The 13,647-nt window shown below is 71.3% G+C and carries 17 protein-coding genes; 12 read left to right on the forward strand and 5 right to left on the reverse strand.

Features of this window, described 5'->3' with window-relative positions; all coding sequences use genetic code 11:
- Positions 1-23 precede the first annotated feature (23 nt).
- A complete protein-coding gene (locus tag KZC52_RS12655) occupies positions 24-506 on the forward strand; it encodes a hypothetical protein (RefSeq protein WP_247624399.1) in 483 nt (160 codons plus the stop codon).
- A gap of 37 nt (positions 507-543) precedes the next feature.
- Here the strand turns inward: KZC52_RS12655 and KZC52_RS12660 are convergent, their stop codons facing one another.
- From KZC52_RS12660 to KZC52_RS12675, 4 genes are all read right to left on the reverse strand, one after another.
- Positions 544-969 carry a DUF1801 domain-containing protein gene (locus KZC52_RS12660; RefSeq protein WP_247624400.1) on the reverse strand — a complete coding sequence of 142 codons (426 nt, stop codon included), beginning with the start codon at positions 967-969 and terminating at the stop codon, positions 544-546.
- Positions 966-1,370: a VOC family protein gene (locus KZC52_RS12665; protein WP_247624401.1), complete on the reverse strand. Its 405-nt coding sequence runs from the start codon at positions 1,368-1,370 to the stop codon at positions 966-968. Before KZC52_RS12665 ends, KZC52_RS12660 begins: the two co-directional genes overlap by 4 nt.
- 7 nt (positions 1,371-1,377) lie before the next feature.
- The gene (locus tag KZC52_RS12670; RefSeq protein WP_247624402.1) at positions 1,378-1,950 is read right to left on the reverse strand and encodes an HhH-GPD-type base excision DNA repair protein; all 573 of its coding nucleotides are present in this window, start codon (positions 1,948-1,950) and stop codon (positions 1,378-1,380) included.
- Positions 1,951-2,014: 64 nt separating this feature from the next.
- A complete protein-coding gene (locus tag KZC52_RS12675) occupies positions 2,015-3,355 on the reverse strand; it encodes a glutamyl-tRNA reductase (protein ID WP_247624403.1) in 1,341 nt (446 codons plus the stop codon).
- A gap of 83 nt (positions 3,356-3,438) precedes the next feature.
- Between KZC52_RS12675 and hemE the strand changes: the two genes are divergently transcribed.
- Positions 3,439-4,467 carry a uroporphyrinogen decarboxylase gene (hemE, locus tag KZC52_RS12680; RefSeq protein ID WP_247624404.1) on the forward strand — a complete coding sequence of 343 codons (1,029 nt, stop codon included), beginning with the start codon at positions 3,439-3,441 and terminating at the stop codon, positions 4,465-4,467.
- Positions 4,468-4,539: 72 nt separating this feature from the next.
- Here hemE and KZC52_RS12685 read toward each other — a convergent pair whose 3' ends face one another.
- Entirely contained in the window at positions 4,540-5,448 is a 909-nt protein-coding gene (locus tag KZC52_RS12685) for an NAD(P)H-binding protein (protein ID WP_247624405.1), read from the reverse strand.
- A gap of 65 nt (positions 5,449-5,513) precedes the next feature.
- Between KZC52_RS12685 and KZC52_RS12690 the strand changes: the two genes are divergently transcribed.
- The 10 genes from KZC52_RS12690 (at position 5,514) to hemL (ending at position 13,563) form a co-directional block, all read left to right on the forward strand.
- Positions 5,514-5,852, forward strand: a complete 339-nt coding sequence (locus KZC52_RS12690) for a metalloregulator ArsR/SmtB family transcription factor (protein WP_247624406.1) — start codon at positions 5,514-5,516, stop codon at positions 5,850-5,852.
- 25 nt (positions 5,853-5,877) lie between these two features.
- The gene (gene hemG, locus KZC52_RS12695; RefSeq protein WP_247624407.1) at positions 5,878-7,383 is read left to right on the forward strand and encodes a protoporphyrinogen oxidase; all 1,506 of its coding nucleotides are present in this window, start codon (positions 5,878-5,880) and stop codon (positions 7,381-7,383) included.
- Between the two features lie 124 nt (positions 7,384-7,507).
- Positions 7,508-7,984 carry a hypothetical protein gene (locus KZC52_RS12700; protein WP_247624408.1) on the forward strand — a complete coding sequence of 159 codons (477 nt, stop codon included), beginning with the start codon at positions 7,508-7,510 and terminating at the stop codon, positions 7,982-7,984.
- Between the two features lie 2 nt (positions 7,985-7,986).
- Positions 7,987-8,397, forward strand: coding sequence for a phage holin family protein (locus tag KZC52_RS12705; RefSeq protein ID WP_247624409.1), 411 nt, complete (start codon positions 7,987-7,989; stop codon positions 8,395-8,397).
- Entirely contained in the window at positions 8,384-8,653 is a 270-nt protein-coding gene (locus KZC52_RS12710) for a hypothetical protein (protein WP_247624410.1), read from the forward strand. The genes KZC52_RS12705 and KZC52_RS12710 overlap by 14 nt, the downstream gene beginning before the upstream one ends.
- Before the next feature lie 103 nt (positions 8,654-8,756).
- Complete coding sequence (hemQ, locus tag KZC52_RS12715; protein WP_247624411.1) at positions 8,757-9,434, forward strand: hydrogen peroxide-dependent heme synthase; 678 nt, start codon at positions 8,757-8,759, stop codon at positions 9,432-9,434.
- 7 nt (positions 9,435-9,441) lie between these two features.
- Complete coding sequence (gene hemC / locus KZC52_RS12720) at positions 9,442-10,434, forward strand: hydroxymethylbilane synthase (protein WP_247624412.1); 993 nt, start codon at positions 9,442-9,444, stop codon at positions 10,432-10,434.
- A complete protein-coding gene (locus KZC52_RS12725; RefSeq protein WP_247624413.1) occupies positions 10,434-11,234 on the forward strand; it encodes a uroporphyrinogen-III synthase in 801 nt (266 codons plus the stop codon). Before hemC ends, KZC52_RS12725 begins: the two co-directional genes overlap by 1 nt.
- Complete coding sequence (gene hemB / locus KZC52_RS12730; protein WP_247624414.1) at positions 11,231-12,208, forward strand: porphobilinogen synthase; 978 nt, start codon at positions 11,231-11,233, stop codon at positions 12,206-12,208. The genes KZC52_RS12725 and hemB overlap by 4 nt, the downstream gene beginning before the upstream one ends.
- A gap of 32 nt (positions 12,209-12,240) precedes the next feature.
- Positions 12,241-13,563, forward strand: coding sequence for a glutamate-1-semialdehyde 2,1-aminomutase (gene hemL / locus KZC52_RS12735; RefSeq protein WP_247624415.1), 1,323 nt, complete (start codon positions 12,241-12,243; stop codon positions 13,561-13,563).
- Positions 13,564-13,647 lie beyond the last annotated feature (84 nt).

The following is a 13,647-nucleotide window of genomic DNA, read 5'->3' on the forward strand; positions in this document are numbered from 1 at the left end:
CGGCGCGGGGCTATGCTGACCGCATGATCGAGGAGTGGAGCGAGTTCAACGTCGCGATGGCGGGCGCGACCGCTGCCCTCGCCGGCCTCGTGATCGTCGCCGCGAGCGTCAACATCGCGGAGATCGTGAAGTCGCGCACGCTCACCGCACGTCTTCTCGCGGGCATCGCGGCGCTCGTGCTCGCGCTCGCCGTGTCGGCGATCGGGCTCGTTCCCGGCCTCGACCTCACCTGGTACGGCGTGCTCATCGTCGTGGCGACACTGCTGATGTCGGTATTCCAGGTGAACGTGACGCGTCTCATCGCGGGCGACCCGAACCCGGCCGACCGCGCGCGGCCGCTCAAGTATCTGATCGGCTTCCTGCCCCTGGCCGCCTATCTCGTCGCCGGCGTGCTGGTGGGGGTGGGGCATCCGTCGGGGCTGTACCTCGCCGCCGCCGGATGTCTGCTCGCCATCGTCTCGGCGATCGTCGTGTCGTGGGTGGCGCTGGTCGAAGTGCTGCGCTGAGCGCCGCGCCGCACCGGAACGAGAGGATGCCGCGGCCTCAGCCCGTGACGGTGAGCTGCATCTCGGGGGTGCCGCCCGCCTCGACCCAGGCGAGCGAGCGTTCGAGCACGCCCCGGAGCACGTCGAGGTCGATCTCCTCGAGGTCGGTGATGTAGAGGCATCCGGCGCCCGTGGTGTGCGGGCCGAGTGCCGCCAGGGCCTCCTCGTGCGCGGCGACGCCGTCGAGCAGGTAGATCGTCGTCGCCGCCTTGCGCGGCGCGAAGGCCAGCAGCCCGGAGTCGCCCTCGGTGCCGGTCGGATACCGGTAGTGGCACGACCCGAACCCGATGATCGTGCCCCAGGTCGCGGGCTCGCGGCCGGTGATCTCCTGCATGAGGGCGGTCAGCGTCTCGGCATCCCTCCGGCGCTTCGCGGGGGAGGACCGGGCGATCAGGCCCGCGACGTCGTGGCCGGTGGGCTTCACGAAGGCTCTCCTTCAGAGGCTGCGGGTTCGTGCGCCGCAGCGCGATCCGTGATTCGCAGGAAGTGCCCGTCGGGGTCGAGCAGGCGGAAGTCGGTCAGCCCCCACGCCCGACGCTGCAGGTCATCGACCAGCCCGACTCCGGATGCCGCAACCCTCTCCCGCTCCGCGGCAACGTCATCGACCTCGATGACGATCTCGACGCCCAGCGGAGGGCGGCGGTCGCCGATCGCGTTCGGAGAGGCGAGCAGACCGATCCGCACCGCATCGCGGCGCACCGCCGCATACGGGTTCGCGAGGCCCCGGTCGTCTTGCACGAGTTCGAATCCCAGAACGTCGACGTAGAACGCGAGCGCCCGGTCGAGGTCTCTCGGGAAGAGCTCGATGCGGAGTGCGGCGGGCACGGTCGGCCTACTTCTCGGCCTTCGCGGCGGCCTTCATCGCCTTCTTGTGCTCGCGCACCTTCGTCAGGGATTCGGGCGAGACGATGTCGGCGACGCTGCGGAACGAGCCGTCGACGCCGTAGTCGCCCGCCGCCTCGCGCCAACCGGCGCCGGTGAATCCGTACTGCTTGCCCAGCAGCGCCAGGAAGATCTTCGCCTTCTGCTCGCCGAAGCCCGGCAGCGCCTTCAGGCGCTTGAGCACCTCGGCGCCGTTCGGCTCGCCCTGCGTCCAGAGGGCGGCGGCGTCTCCGCCCCAGTCGTCGACGATCGTCTGGCACAGCGTCTGCACGCGCGTCGCCATCGACCCCGGGAAGCGGTGCACCGCGGGCGTCGTCTTGAACGCCTCGAGGAACTCCTCGGGATCCATGCTCGCGATCGCCGAGGCATCCGTCGCGCCGGTGCGCTGCTCGATCTTCAACGGACCCGCGAACGCGGTCTCCATCGGTACCTGCTGATCCAGCAGCATCCCGACCAGGAGGGCGAGCGGGTTGTCGGTCAGGAGAGCGTCGGCGGCGGTGTCTCCGGTGATGTGAAGGGCCATGCGTTCATTCTCGCATCGGGCGGTTTCCTGTGGGGCGCTGGGCGATGGGTACCCGCCCCCGGCGTCAGGCGGAGGCGGCGTCGTCGAGCGGGTCGATGGCCGAGACGGCGGGCTGCTCGGGCGAGAGGCCGTAGAGCGTCGCGAGGGCCGCGGCGAAGTCGTCGGCGCGGCCGGCGGCGGCGAGCTCGTGCGCACGGGTCGTCGGCTCGTGCAGCAGCACGCCGGCGAGGTGGCGCAGTGCCTGCTCGATCTTGCCGTCCTCGTCGCCGCGCGCGCGGGCGCGGGCGATCTCCGAGTCGAGCAGCGAGAAGATGTGCGAGCGCAGGGCGATCACCGACGGAGTCACGCTCTGGCGGGCGCCCACGACATGGAAGGTGTCCGCGGCCTCGCGAACGACGGTGCGCGCGGCATCCGTGGCCTGCAGCTCTTCGAGCGGAGCGTGCAGGCGGATGGTCTCGAGGTCGAGCAGCGCGACACCCTCGAGGGTGGCGACGGCCGGGTCGACGTTGCGGGGCATGCCGAGGTCGACGACCAGCTGTCCACGCTGGGTCCCTGAGCCTGTCGAAGGGGCGACCGGGCAGCCGGCAGCGGCCGCGGCGAGCCCGGCGGGCGCCTGCAGATGCTGCGGCCCGAGCACCGGCTCGGTGGCGGTGGTGCACGTGATCAGCAGGCTCGACCGGGCGGCGGTGCGAGCGTAGTCGGCTTCGGCGACGGGGCGGATGCCGTGCTTCGCGGCGAAGATCTCGGCGCGGCCCGAGGGCGAGTACACCGAGATGTCGACGGCACCGCGCTCGCGGAGCGTGGCGAGCGTGACGGCGGCGTAGGCACCGGTGCCGACGAGCAGCACGCGCTCGGCCGACCAGTCGGCGATGCGGGAGTCGGCGAGCTCGAGGGCGAGGCGCACCAGCGAGCGGCCGGCGCGGCCGAGGGCCGTGACGTTCTTGACCTTGCGCTGTGCCTGGCTGGCGCGCTGGAACAGGCGCTCGAGCTCGGGGGAGGTCGTGCCCTCCTTGCGGGCGGACTTGAGTGCGCGGCGCACCTGGCCGGCGATCTCGCCCTCGCCGGAGACGACGGATTCGAGGCCGGAGGCCACGGAGAAGAGGTGCTCGGCGACGCGGCGGCCCGAGTGCACGGTGTAGGCGCCGTCGAGTTCATCGGCGGGAACGCCGGTCGCGGCCTCGACCGCTTCGAGCACGGCTTCGACGCCGATCGCGCCGGCTGCAGTGACGGGTTCGTCCATTTCCACGTACGCCTCGAAGCGATTGCACGTCGCGAGAACGACCGCACCCTGCACGCACGGCGTCATGCCCACGAGAGTGGGGGCGACGTCGTCGGGGGTGCGGCTCAGGCGTTCGAGCAGATCGAAGCTGGCGGTCTTGTGACTCGCCGTGACACACAGCAGCACCCTTCGATTGTACCGGAGGCTCCCGACGCCGAGGTCGCCGGGCCCACAGCATCCGCATCGGGGGCGGATGCGAGGATGGAGGCATGGCCCTCTCCGACGCTCCGCTCCTGCGCGCCCTCGCGGGCGAACGCCCCGCTCAGACCCCGGTGTGGTTCATGCGCCAGGCCGGCAGGTCGCTGCCCGAGTACCGCGAGCTGCGGGTGGGCACGCGGATGCTCGACGCCTGCCTCACCCCCGACCTCGCCGCCGAGATCACGCTGCAGCCGGTGCGCCGCCACGGCGTCGACGCGGCCGTCTTCTTCAGCGACATCGTCATCCCGCTGCGCCTGGCCGGAGTCGAGGTCGAGATCGAGCCTGGCCGCGGTCCGGTGTTCGCGAACCCGGTGCGCACGGCATCCGACGTCGACCGCATCACGGCGATCGATCCCGCCTCGCTCGACGCCACCGCGATCTCCGAGGCCGTGCGCCTCACCGTCGCCGAACTCGGCGACACCCCGTTGATCGGCTTCGCCGGAGCGCCCTTCACCCTTGCGGCCTACCTCGTCGAGGGCGGCCCGTCGAAGGAGCACCTGCGCGCGCGGGCCATGATGCACGCCGACCCCGACTCGTGGAACCGCCTCGCCGGATGGCTGGCGCAGGTGTCGCGGGTCTTCCTCTCGGCGCAGCGCGACGCCGGGGCATCCGTCGTGCAGCTCTTCGACTCGTGGGCGGGCGGTCTGAGCCCCGCCGACTACCGCACCTTCGTACGCCCGCACTCGAAGACCGCGCTCGAGGGCATCGGGCTGCCGACCATCCACTTCGGCGTCGGCACCGGACCCTTCCTCGCCGACATGCGTCTCGACGGTGCGGCCGACGGCGTGGGCGTCGACTGGCGGCAGCCGCTCGACGAGGCGGCTGCGATCCTCGGCCCCGACACCACGGTGCAGGGGAACATCGATCCCGCGCTGCTGTCGGCTCCCTGGCCGGTGCTCGAGGCGCACGTGCTCGACGTGCTGTGGCGGGGCCGCACCGCTCGGGCGCACATCGTCAACCTCGGCCACGGCGTGCCGCCCGAGACCGACCCCGATCAGCTCACGCGCATCGTCGAGCTGGTGCACGCGCAGCGCGACTGACGGATGCCGCGAGGGGTCAGGACACGCCGCGTCGGCGGTCTCGCGCGCGGCGTGTTGTGACCCCTCACCCGCTCAGGCGCCCCGCCGCGCCCGCAGCCAGCGCACCGCCCGCAGATCGTCGAGCGTGAACGGACCGTCCGGGAGCGCGGCGCGGATGCGCTCGTCGCTGAACGCGCGCCGCGGTCGGAACTCCTCAGGCGCCTCGGGCGCGTAGGGGGCCGGCTCGGTCACGCCTTCGGCCAGCATCCGAGCCTGCGCCTTCGCCACCAGAGGGGTGACCATCGTCCACTCGGTCAGTTGGGCGAGCATGCGGATCGTCCACAGCGGCACGGGGAAGAAGAGCGGGCTGCGCTCGTCGACCCGAGCGATGCGCCGCAGTGCCTCGCCGAGCGTGACCTCGTCGGCACCCATGACCGCGATCGTGGGCTCGGCGATGCGCCCTTCGAGAGCGGCGACGAGCAGGTCGACCGCGTCGTCGACGGGCACGGGGCGGGCGCGGCGCTCGCGGAACCCGACGGTCCAGAAGAAGGGCAGCGTGCGCACGGCGCGCGACACGTGGTCGACCATGTGGTCGCCGCGACCGTAGATCATGCCGGACTTGAGAATGGTGTGGTCGATGCCGGAGGAGCGGATGATCTCTTCGGCCTCCCACTTGGACTCGTGGTAACCCGAACCGCAGTCGGGCCGGGCGCGAAGGAAACTCACCATCACGATGCGCTTCACACCGGCGCGGCGAGCGGCTTCGACGACGGCGCGTGTGCCCTGGACATGCACGCCCTGGAACGTCTGGTCGCCGATCTCGCGGTTGATGCCGGCGCAGTGCGCGACCGCATCGCATCCGGCGAAGGCTGCGGTGAGCGCGTCGGCATCGTCGAGCGCGACGCCGGTGCGTCGGGACACGACGACGGATGCTTCGGGGCCGAGGCGCTCGGCGAGGTGCCGCCCGACGAATCCGGTGCCTCCGGTGATGGCCACTCTCATGACTGCTCCTTCGCTCATTAGCTTTACGGCTAAATGCTATCTAGCAAGGGTGCTATATTGCAAACATGACAGATAGCGCGACCGACATCTTCGCCGCGCTGGCGCACCCCACCCGGCGGCAGATCCTGCAGGACCTGAAAGAGGGTGAGCTGGCGGCCGGCGAGATCGCCGCGAAGTTCTCATCGAGCGGTCCGACGATCTCCCGGCATCTCGCGGTGCTGCGGCAGGCCGGGCTCGTGACCGAGCGTCGCGACGCCAACCGCATCCTGTACTCGCTGGTCGGTGAGCGCCTCGCCCTCTCGGTCGGCGACTTCCTGTCGACGGTGTGCCCCGAGCAGATCGTTCTGCGCGAGATCCGCAAGCGCGGGGGCGCCGACGAGGGGTTATCCCCGGCCGAGGCCTGAGCGGGGCGATGCGAGGATGGAAGGCATGACCGAGCCCTCCGAACTCGCCGCCCGCGCCGCCGAGAAGCACGTCGTCGTGATCGGCGGTGGGATCGGCGGTCTCATCGCCGCCCGTGAGTGCGCCAAGGTCGGCATGCGCGTGACGGTGCTCGAGGCGTCGGATGCCGTGGGCGGCGCGATCCGTCGGGCCGAGCTCGACGGGGTGGCCCTCGACGCGGGGGCCGAGAGCTTCGCGACCCGGGGCGGACACGTGCGCGCGCTCCTCGCCGAACTCGGCATCGACGACCGCGTCGTCGCACCCGCTCCCGGAGGAGCCTGGCTCGCCGGGGTCCCGGGCATCGGCGCCGCACCGCTCCCCGTCGGCGGGCTGCTCGGCATCCCCGCCAACCCGTTCCAGGACGACGTGCGCCGCATCATCGGCTGGTCGGGTGCCTGGAGGGCGTACCTCGATCGGGTGCGTCCGCCGCTGACCATCGGTCACGAGCACAGCCTCGGCAAGCTCGTCTCGACGCGCATGGGCGACAAGGTGCGTGACCGCCTCGTCGCTCCCGTGACCACGGGGGTGTATTCCGCTTCCCCCTCCGATATCGACGTCGAGATCGCCGCACCGGGGCTCAATGCCGCGCTCACGCGCACCGGTTCGTTGTCGGGTGCAGTGGCCGCGCTGCGCGACGAGGGAGCGGCCCGCGCCGCCGCGAAGAAGCCGGGCGCCGCGGTCGAGGGACTCGACGGCGGGATGACCGTCCTCGTCGATGCCCTGCTCGCCGACCTCGAGAACTTCCGTGTCGAGGTGCGCACGGCATCGCCCGTCCGCGCGATCGCCCGCGACGGAGACGGCTGGATCGTCGTCGCCGATGCGCCCGTCGATCCGGCATCCGAAGACGCCGCGGACTCCGATGACGAGGTCGTCGCGGTCGCGGAGGAGTGGCAGGCGGATGCCGTCGTCGTCGCCGTCGACGAGCGCACCGCTCGTGCGCTGCTCGCCGACGCCGTGCCCGCACTCGTGCCGACCGACGACGTACCGGCACCCGAGATCGAGATCGTCACCCTGCTCCTCGACGCTCCGGCGCTCGACCCGGCGCCGCGCGGTACGGGCGTGCTGACGGTGCCCGGCAGCCATGTCGCGAAGGCGCTCACGCACTCCACCGCGAAGTGGGAGTGGGTGCGCCGGGCGGCCGGTGGTCGTCACGTCGTGCGGGTGTCGTTCGGTGCGCAGGGCGAGCCGGCGGCCACCGCAGGGCTCGACGACGGGACTGCGTCGGACCTCGCGCTGCGCGAGGCATCCGCTCTTCTGGGTATCGATCTGGCACCGTCCGCGCTGGTGGCCGCGCACCGTGCGCGCTACGTGCAGGCACAGCCGGCATCGGTGATCGGATCGGCGGAACGTCGTGCGGCCGCCCGCTCCGCCGTGCAGGCCGTTCCTGGCCTCGCGGCGGTCGGCGCCTGGCTCGCGGGTACGGGTCTCGCGCAGGTGATCCCCGATGCGACCGAGGAAACGGACCGCCTGCGCCGCACCCTGATCTGGGAGTGAGCGCCTCGCGCCTGTCAACCCCCTGCCCTCTCAATGCCGAAATCGGCATATGGGGTTACGCTGGGTACCTGGCCGACGGGGATCGAACGCCTGCGGCTCGACCGGAACAACGTGAGGAGACCCCATGAAGGGGAAGATCGGACTCGTCGTCGGAATCGGCGTGGGATACGTCCTCGGAACGCGCGCCGGACGCGAGCGCTACGAGCAGATCAAGACGCAGTGGCTCAAGGTCTGGCATCTCGACCCCGTGCAGGAGCGCGTGGAACAGGTCAAGGACTTCGTGGGCCAGAAGGCCGCCGCGGTTCCGGGCGCCCTCTGGAACGGCGCCGTCAAGGTCGTCAAGTCGGTCGGCAGCGACGGCACGCCCGGGCAGAAGCTCGACTCGGTGATCGCCGCGGGCAAGGACGTCGCCGAAGACCTCGAGGATGCCGCCGAAGAGGTGAAGGACCGCGTCGAGGAGGCCAAGAAGTCGTCGACGTCGAAGACCTCTTCGTCGAAGACGTCCTCCGCGAACTCGTCGGCCTCGACCGGAGCCGCTCGCAAGCCCGCCGCCAAGAAGCCGGCGACGCGCAAGCCCGCCGCGAAGAAGACCGGGAACTGACCATGCCCCGCGGCTATCGCGACCGCGCCGATGACAGCTTCCTGTCGCTGATCGGCGACCTCCCCGAACTCGTCTCGAACCTCGTCAAGGCCGAGATCAACGCCGCCAAGGCGTGGGTCTCGCGCACCGCGAAGGACGCGGGCGTCGGCGCCGTTTGGTTCGTCGTCGCCCTGTTCTTCCTGTTCTGGGCGATCCCGGTGCTGCTGGTCTTCGCCATCGCGGGCATCGCCTCGTGGTGGCCCGTGTGGCTCTCGGCGCTGGCGGTTTTCGGCATCCTGATCCTGGCCGTGCTGTTCTTCGCGCTGCTCGGTCTTTTCAAGTTCCGCAAGGTGCTGCGCCGGGAGAACCCCGCGCAGGCCGTCGCCACAGACGTTCGCATCGTGAAGGAGGCCGGCGACAATGACGAATTCTGACCTGCCGATCACCGCCGTCCCCGGCGGCATCGTCGACCCCGTCGCCTCGGCGCGGGCAGAGCTCAAGGCGGCGCTCGCCGCGATCGAGATCAAGGGCAACGTGCCGCGTCGTCTCGACAAGGCATCTAAGCGCGCGGCCGTGCGTCTGCGACTGTTCTCCGAGCGCAACCCCGCGGGCGCGATCGCGATCGCCGTGGGCGCGGCGGCCGTCGTCGGCAGCGCCGTCTGGGTGATCGCCCGGGCGATCTCGCGCTGACCACTTCTTTTCGCGACGCCCCGGAACTCCGCTTCCGGGGCGTCGCGTTTTTGCACGCTCGGCCGCATTCGCAGCCGTCCGACAAAAGGGGCAGACTGGGACCATGTCCGATGAGAGCGCAGAGAACCCGTCCGGCTTCACCCTCTGGGCCGTGTGGCGACGCAATCCCGATGTGCCCGTCACCGAGTCCGACTCGACCGAACTCGAGACGATCGTCTCGTACGTCGAGGACTCCGGGGTCACGGTCCGCGGCTTCTACGATGTCTCGGGCCTCAAGGCCGACGCCGACCTCATGGTGTGGCTGCACGGCGACACCGCCGAAGAACTGCAGAAGGCGCTGCGTCGTCTGCGCCGCACCGAGCTGCTGCGCTCGCTCCTGCCCGTCTGGAACGTGATGGGCGTGCACCGCGACGCCGAGTTCAATCGCTCGCACGTGCCCGGCTTCCTCCGGGGGGTCGAGCCCAAGGACTGGCTCTGCCTCTACCCGTTCGTGCGCACGCCCGAGTGGTACCTGGCACCCGAGGCCGACCGTCGCGCGATGCTCGCCGACCACGGCCGTAAGGGCGCCGCGTTCACCGGCGTCGTCGCGAACACCGTCGCCGCGTTCGCCCTCGGTGACTACGAGTGGATCCTCCCGATGGAGGCCGACGACATCACCGATCTCGTCGACATGATGCGCGACCTCCGCTACACCGAGGCGCGTCTGTTCGTGAAGGAGGAGGTGCCCTTCTACACGGGGCGCAGGCTCCGCTTCGACGAGATCGCGGACGTGCTGCAGTAGGCCCGCCGTGAGCTCCCCGATCCGCCTCGGTACTCGCCGCAGCGCTCTCGCGCAGGCCCAGTCCGGTCACGTCGCCGCCGCCCTCGAGAAGGTCGTCGGCCGCCCCGTCGTGCTCGTCCCCATCACGTCCGAGGGCGACACCAATCGCGCCTCGCTGTCGGAGATCGGCGGGCAGGGCATCTTCGCCACGCGTCTGCGCGAGGCGCTGCTCGCGGGGGAGTGCGACTTCCTGGTGCACTCGCTCAAGGACCTCCCCACCGCGGTCCCCGAGGGCCTCGTCATCGCGGCGACGCCCGTCCGCGAGGATGCGCGCGATGTTGCCATCACCCGCGGCGGTACTCCGCTGCACGAGCTGCGCGCCGGCAGCACGGTCGGCACGGGGTCACCCCGCCGCATCGCTCAGGTGCGTCGCCGGGCCCCGCACTCGACGGTCGTCGACCTGCGCGGCAACGTCGACTCGCGTCTCGCGCGCGTCGCATCCGGCGAGCTGGATGCTGTCATCCTCGCGGCCGCGGGGCTCTCGCGGCTCGGCACCGACTCGCCGCTGCACCGGGAGGAGCTGGGGCTGAGCGAGTGGCCGACCGCGCCCGGCCAGGGAGCCCTGGCCGTGGAGACGACGACGGATGCCCCGGCCGAGCTGCGTGAGGCGCTCGCCGTCCTCGACGATGCGCCCACCCGCCTCGCGATCACGCTGGAGCGCGCGATCCTCGAGGGTCTGGACGCCGGATGTCAAGCCCCCATGGCCGCGCATGCGGTCGTCGAAGGCGACGAGATCCGCGTCAGGACGGTCGTGTACGCGGCCGATGGCGGTCGCCGGATCGGGCTCGACGTCACCGAACCCCTGAACGAGGGGTATATTCAACGGAACGGCAGTGGCAATGATGCGGATGCTGCCGATGGTGCAGATCCGATCCAGGCCGTTCGATCGCTGGGATCGGCTGTCGCCCGTCGGCTGCTCGAACAAGGGGCGGCCGAACTCGTCCCCCGAGAGCAATCCTGATGACCACGACACCCGAATCGAAGCACGACAAGCCTCTAGACGGCTGGCGGATCCTCGTCCCCCGCGGAGGCCCGTGGGGCGACGGCGTCGCCGCGAGCCTGCGCCTGCAGGGAGCGGTCCCCGTCGTCGCGCCCCTCATCAACTTCGCCCCCACGACCGACCAGGCGGCCCTCGACGTCGCCCTGGAGCAGCTCGCCGCCGGCGCCTACGACTGGCTCACGGTGACGAGCGCGACCACGGTCGACGTGCTCTTCGCGCACCGCGCGGTGGTGCCGGCCACGACGCGCATCGCGGCGGTCGGCGAGACCACCGCGGCGGCGTTGCAGGCCGTCGGGTACGAGGTCGCGCTGGTGCCCACGCAGGACAACTCCGCCGAGGGCATGGCGCAGCAGATGATCTCGCTCGAGACCGCACCGCGCCGCATCCTCGCTCTCCGCAGCGAGATCGCGAAGCCGGTGCTGAGCGTGCTGCTCACCGAGGCGGGTCACGACGTCGACAGCGTGGTGGCGTACCGCACGGTCGGCGTACCGGTGACGGATCGCATCAAGCGCGACGTCGAGAACGGCCGCATCAACGCGATCCTCATCACGAGCGGTTCGGTCGCCGAGCAGGTGCGCGAGCAGTTCCCCGAGATCCCCGATGACACGCTGCTCGCGGCGATCGGTCCGCGCACGGCGCGCGATGCCCGCAACGCGGGACTGTCGGTCTCGGTGGTCGCGGATCGCCAGACGGTCGACGCGCTCATCGACGCGGTCTCGCACTTCACCCTCCCGCACTCGGCCGACGAGTTCACGCCGTGAGCTTCCCCGAGGTGCGCCTGCGTCGACTGCGCCAGTCGCCGGCCGTCCGCCAGCTCGTGCGCGAGACCAGCCTCCAGCCGCAGCAGCTCGTGCTGCCGACGTTCGTGCGCGAAGGGCTCACCGACCCCGCGCCGATCGGATCGATGCCCGGTGTCGTCCAGCACTCGATGGACTCGCTTCGCGCCGCGGCGGTCGAGGCAGCCGAGGCCGGCGTCGGTGGCGTCATGCTCTTCGGCGTTCCTGCGGTGCGCGATGCCCGCGGCTCCGGTGCAGACGCTCCCCACGGCATCCTCAATCTCGCGACCGAGGCGCTGGCAGCCGAGGTGGGCGACGCCCTCGTCGTGCAGACCGACCTGTGCCTCGACGAGTTCACCGATCACGGACACTGCGGCGTGCTGGCCGCCGACGGTTCCGTCGACAACGACGCGACCCTCGAGCGCTACACCTCGATGGCTCTCGCCCAGGCGCGGGCCGGTTCGCAGCTGCTCGGGCTCTCGGGCATGATGGACGGCCAGGTCGCCGCCATCCGCCGAGCGCTCGACGCCGAGGGGTTCACGCGCACGATCCTGATGTCGTACGCGGCGAAGTACGCGAGCGCGTTCTACGGCCCCTTCCGCGAGGCGGTCGACTCGCAGCTCACCGGCGACCGCCGCACCTACCAGCTCGACCCCGGCAACCGCCGCGAGGGCGTGCGCGAGGCCGTGGTCGACGAGCAGGAGGGCGCCGACATCGTCATGGTCAAGCCGGCGATGGCCTTCCTCGACGTACTGCGCGAGGTGCGAGACACCGTGCATATTCCGGTGTGGGCATACCAGGTGTCCGGCGAGTACGCGATGATCGAGGCCGCCGCCGCGAACGGATGGATCGACCGCCGTGCGGCGATCCTCGAGTCGCTGCTGTCGATCCGGCGCGCCGGTGCCGACGCGGTTCTGACGTACTGGGCGACCGAGGCCGCCCGCTGGCTGCGCGACTGATCGGCCGCCGCCGCATTTCGAGAGGAAGCACCATGTCCGATCGCAACGATGATCTCTTCTCCGCCGCCCGCGCGGTGATCCCCGGCGGCGTGAACTCTCCCGTCCGCGCCTACGGGTCGGTCGGTGGCACGCCGCGGTTCCTCGCCTCCGCGCAGGGTGCGACGGTGACGGATGCCGCGGGCACGACGTACATCGACCTCGTGGCCTCGTGGGGCCCGGCGCTGCTCGGTCACGCGCATCCGGAGGTCGTCCAGGCGGTGCAGGAGGCCGCGACCCGCGGCCTGTCGTTCGGCGCGCCCACCGAGGGCGAGGTCGAGCTCGCGGCACTGATCGCCGACCGCGTGCGGTTCGGCGAGATCCGTCCGATCGAGCGCGTGCGCCTGGTGTCGACGGGCACCGAAGCGACCATGACGGCGATCCGCCTGGCCCGCGGCGCGACCGGGCGCGACCTGCTCGTGAAGTTCGCCGGTCACTACCACGGCCACTCCGACGGGCTGCTCGCCGCGGCGGGCTCGGGCGTCGCGACGCTCGCGCTGCCGGGTTCCGCGGGCGTGCCCGCGCCGATCGCCGCGCAGACGCTCGTGATCGACTACAACGACCCCGAGGCGCTGGCGGCGGTGTTCGCCGAGCACGGCCCGCGCATCGCGGCCGTCATCGTCGAGGCATCCGCGGCGAACATGGGCGTCGTCGCCCCGCTCCCCGGGTTCAACCGCCTCATCGCCGACACGGCCCACGCGCACGGCGCGCTGATGATCCTCGACGAGGTGCTCACCGGGTTCCGCGTGCACCCGGCCGGGTTCTGGGGGCTGCAGGCCGCGGAGGGCGAGGACTACCTCCCCGACATCGTCACCTTCGGCAAGGTCGTCGGCGGGGGGATGCCGCTGGCCGCCCTCGGTGGACGGACCGATGTGATGGACCTCCTGGCGCCGCTGGGGCCGGTCTACCAGGCGGGCACGCTCTCCGGGAACCCGCTCTCGGTCGCCGCGGGCGTCGCCACGCTGCGCCTCGCGACGCCCGAGGTCTACGCGACCATCGACGCGGCGGCCGACCGGCTCTCGCGTGCGCTCGACGCGGCGCTCACGGATGCCGGGGTCGAGCACGCGGTGGCGAAGGCGGGAAACCTCTTCAACGCCTCGTTCCGCCCCTCCGCCCCGCGCGACTACGCCGAGGCCCAGGCGCAGGAGACGTTCCGCTACGCGCCGTTCTTCCACTCGCTGCGGGAGCAGGGGATCGCCCTGCCGCCGAGCGTGTTCGAGGCGTGGTTCCTCACGGCCGCCCACGGCGACGAAGAACTGCTGCGCATCGAGGCGGCGCTGCCCCTCGCGGCCGCCGCCGCGGCATCCGCTCGTCCCTGAGTGAGCGCATTCCCACAACGGATCGTTGTGTTCCTGTGAGCAAGATCCAGACAACTGGGAGGATGCCGCTGGCAGACTGGGTGT

The sequence above is a fragment of the Microbacterium galbinum genome, assembly GCF_023091225.1.
In the GTDB taxonomy this organism is placed as follows: Bacteria; Actinomycetota; Actinomycetes; order Actinomycetales; family Microbacteriaceae; genus Microbacterium; species Microbacterium galbinum.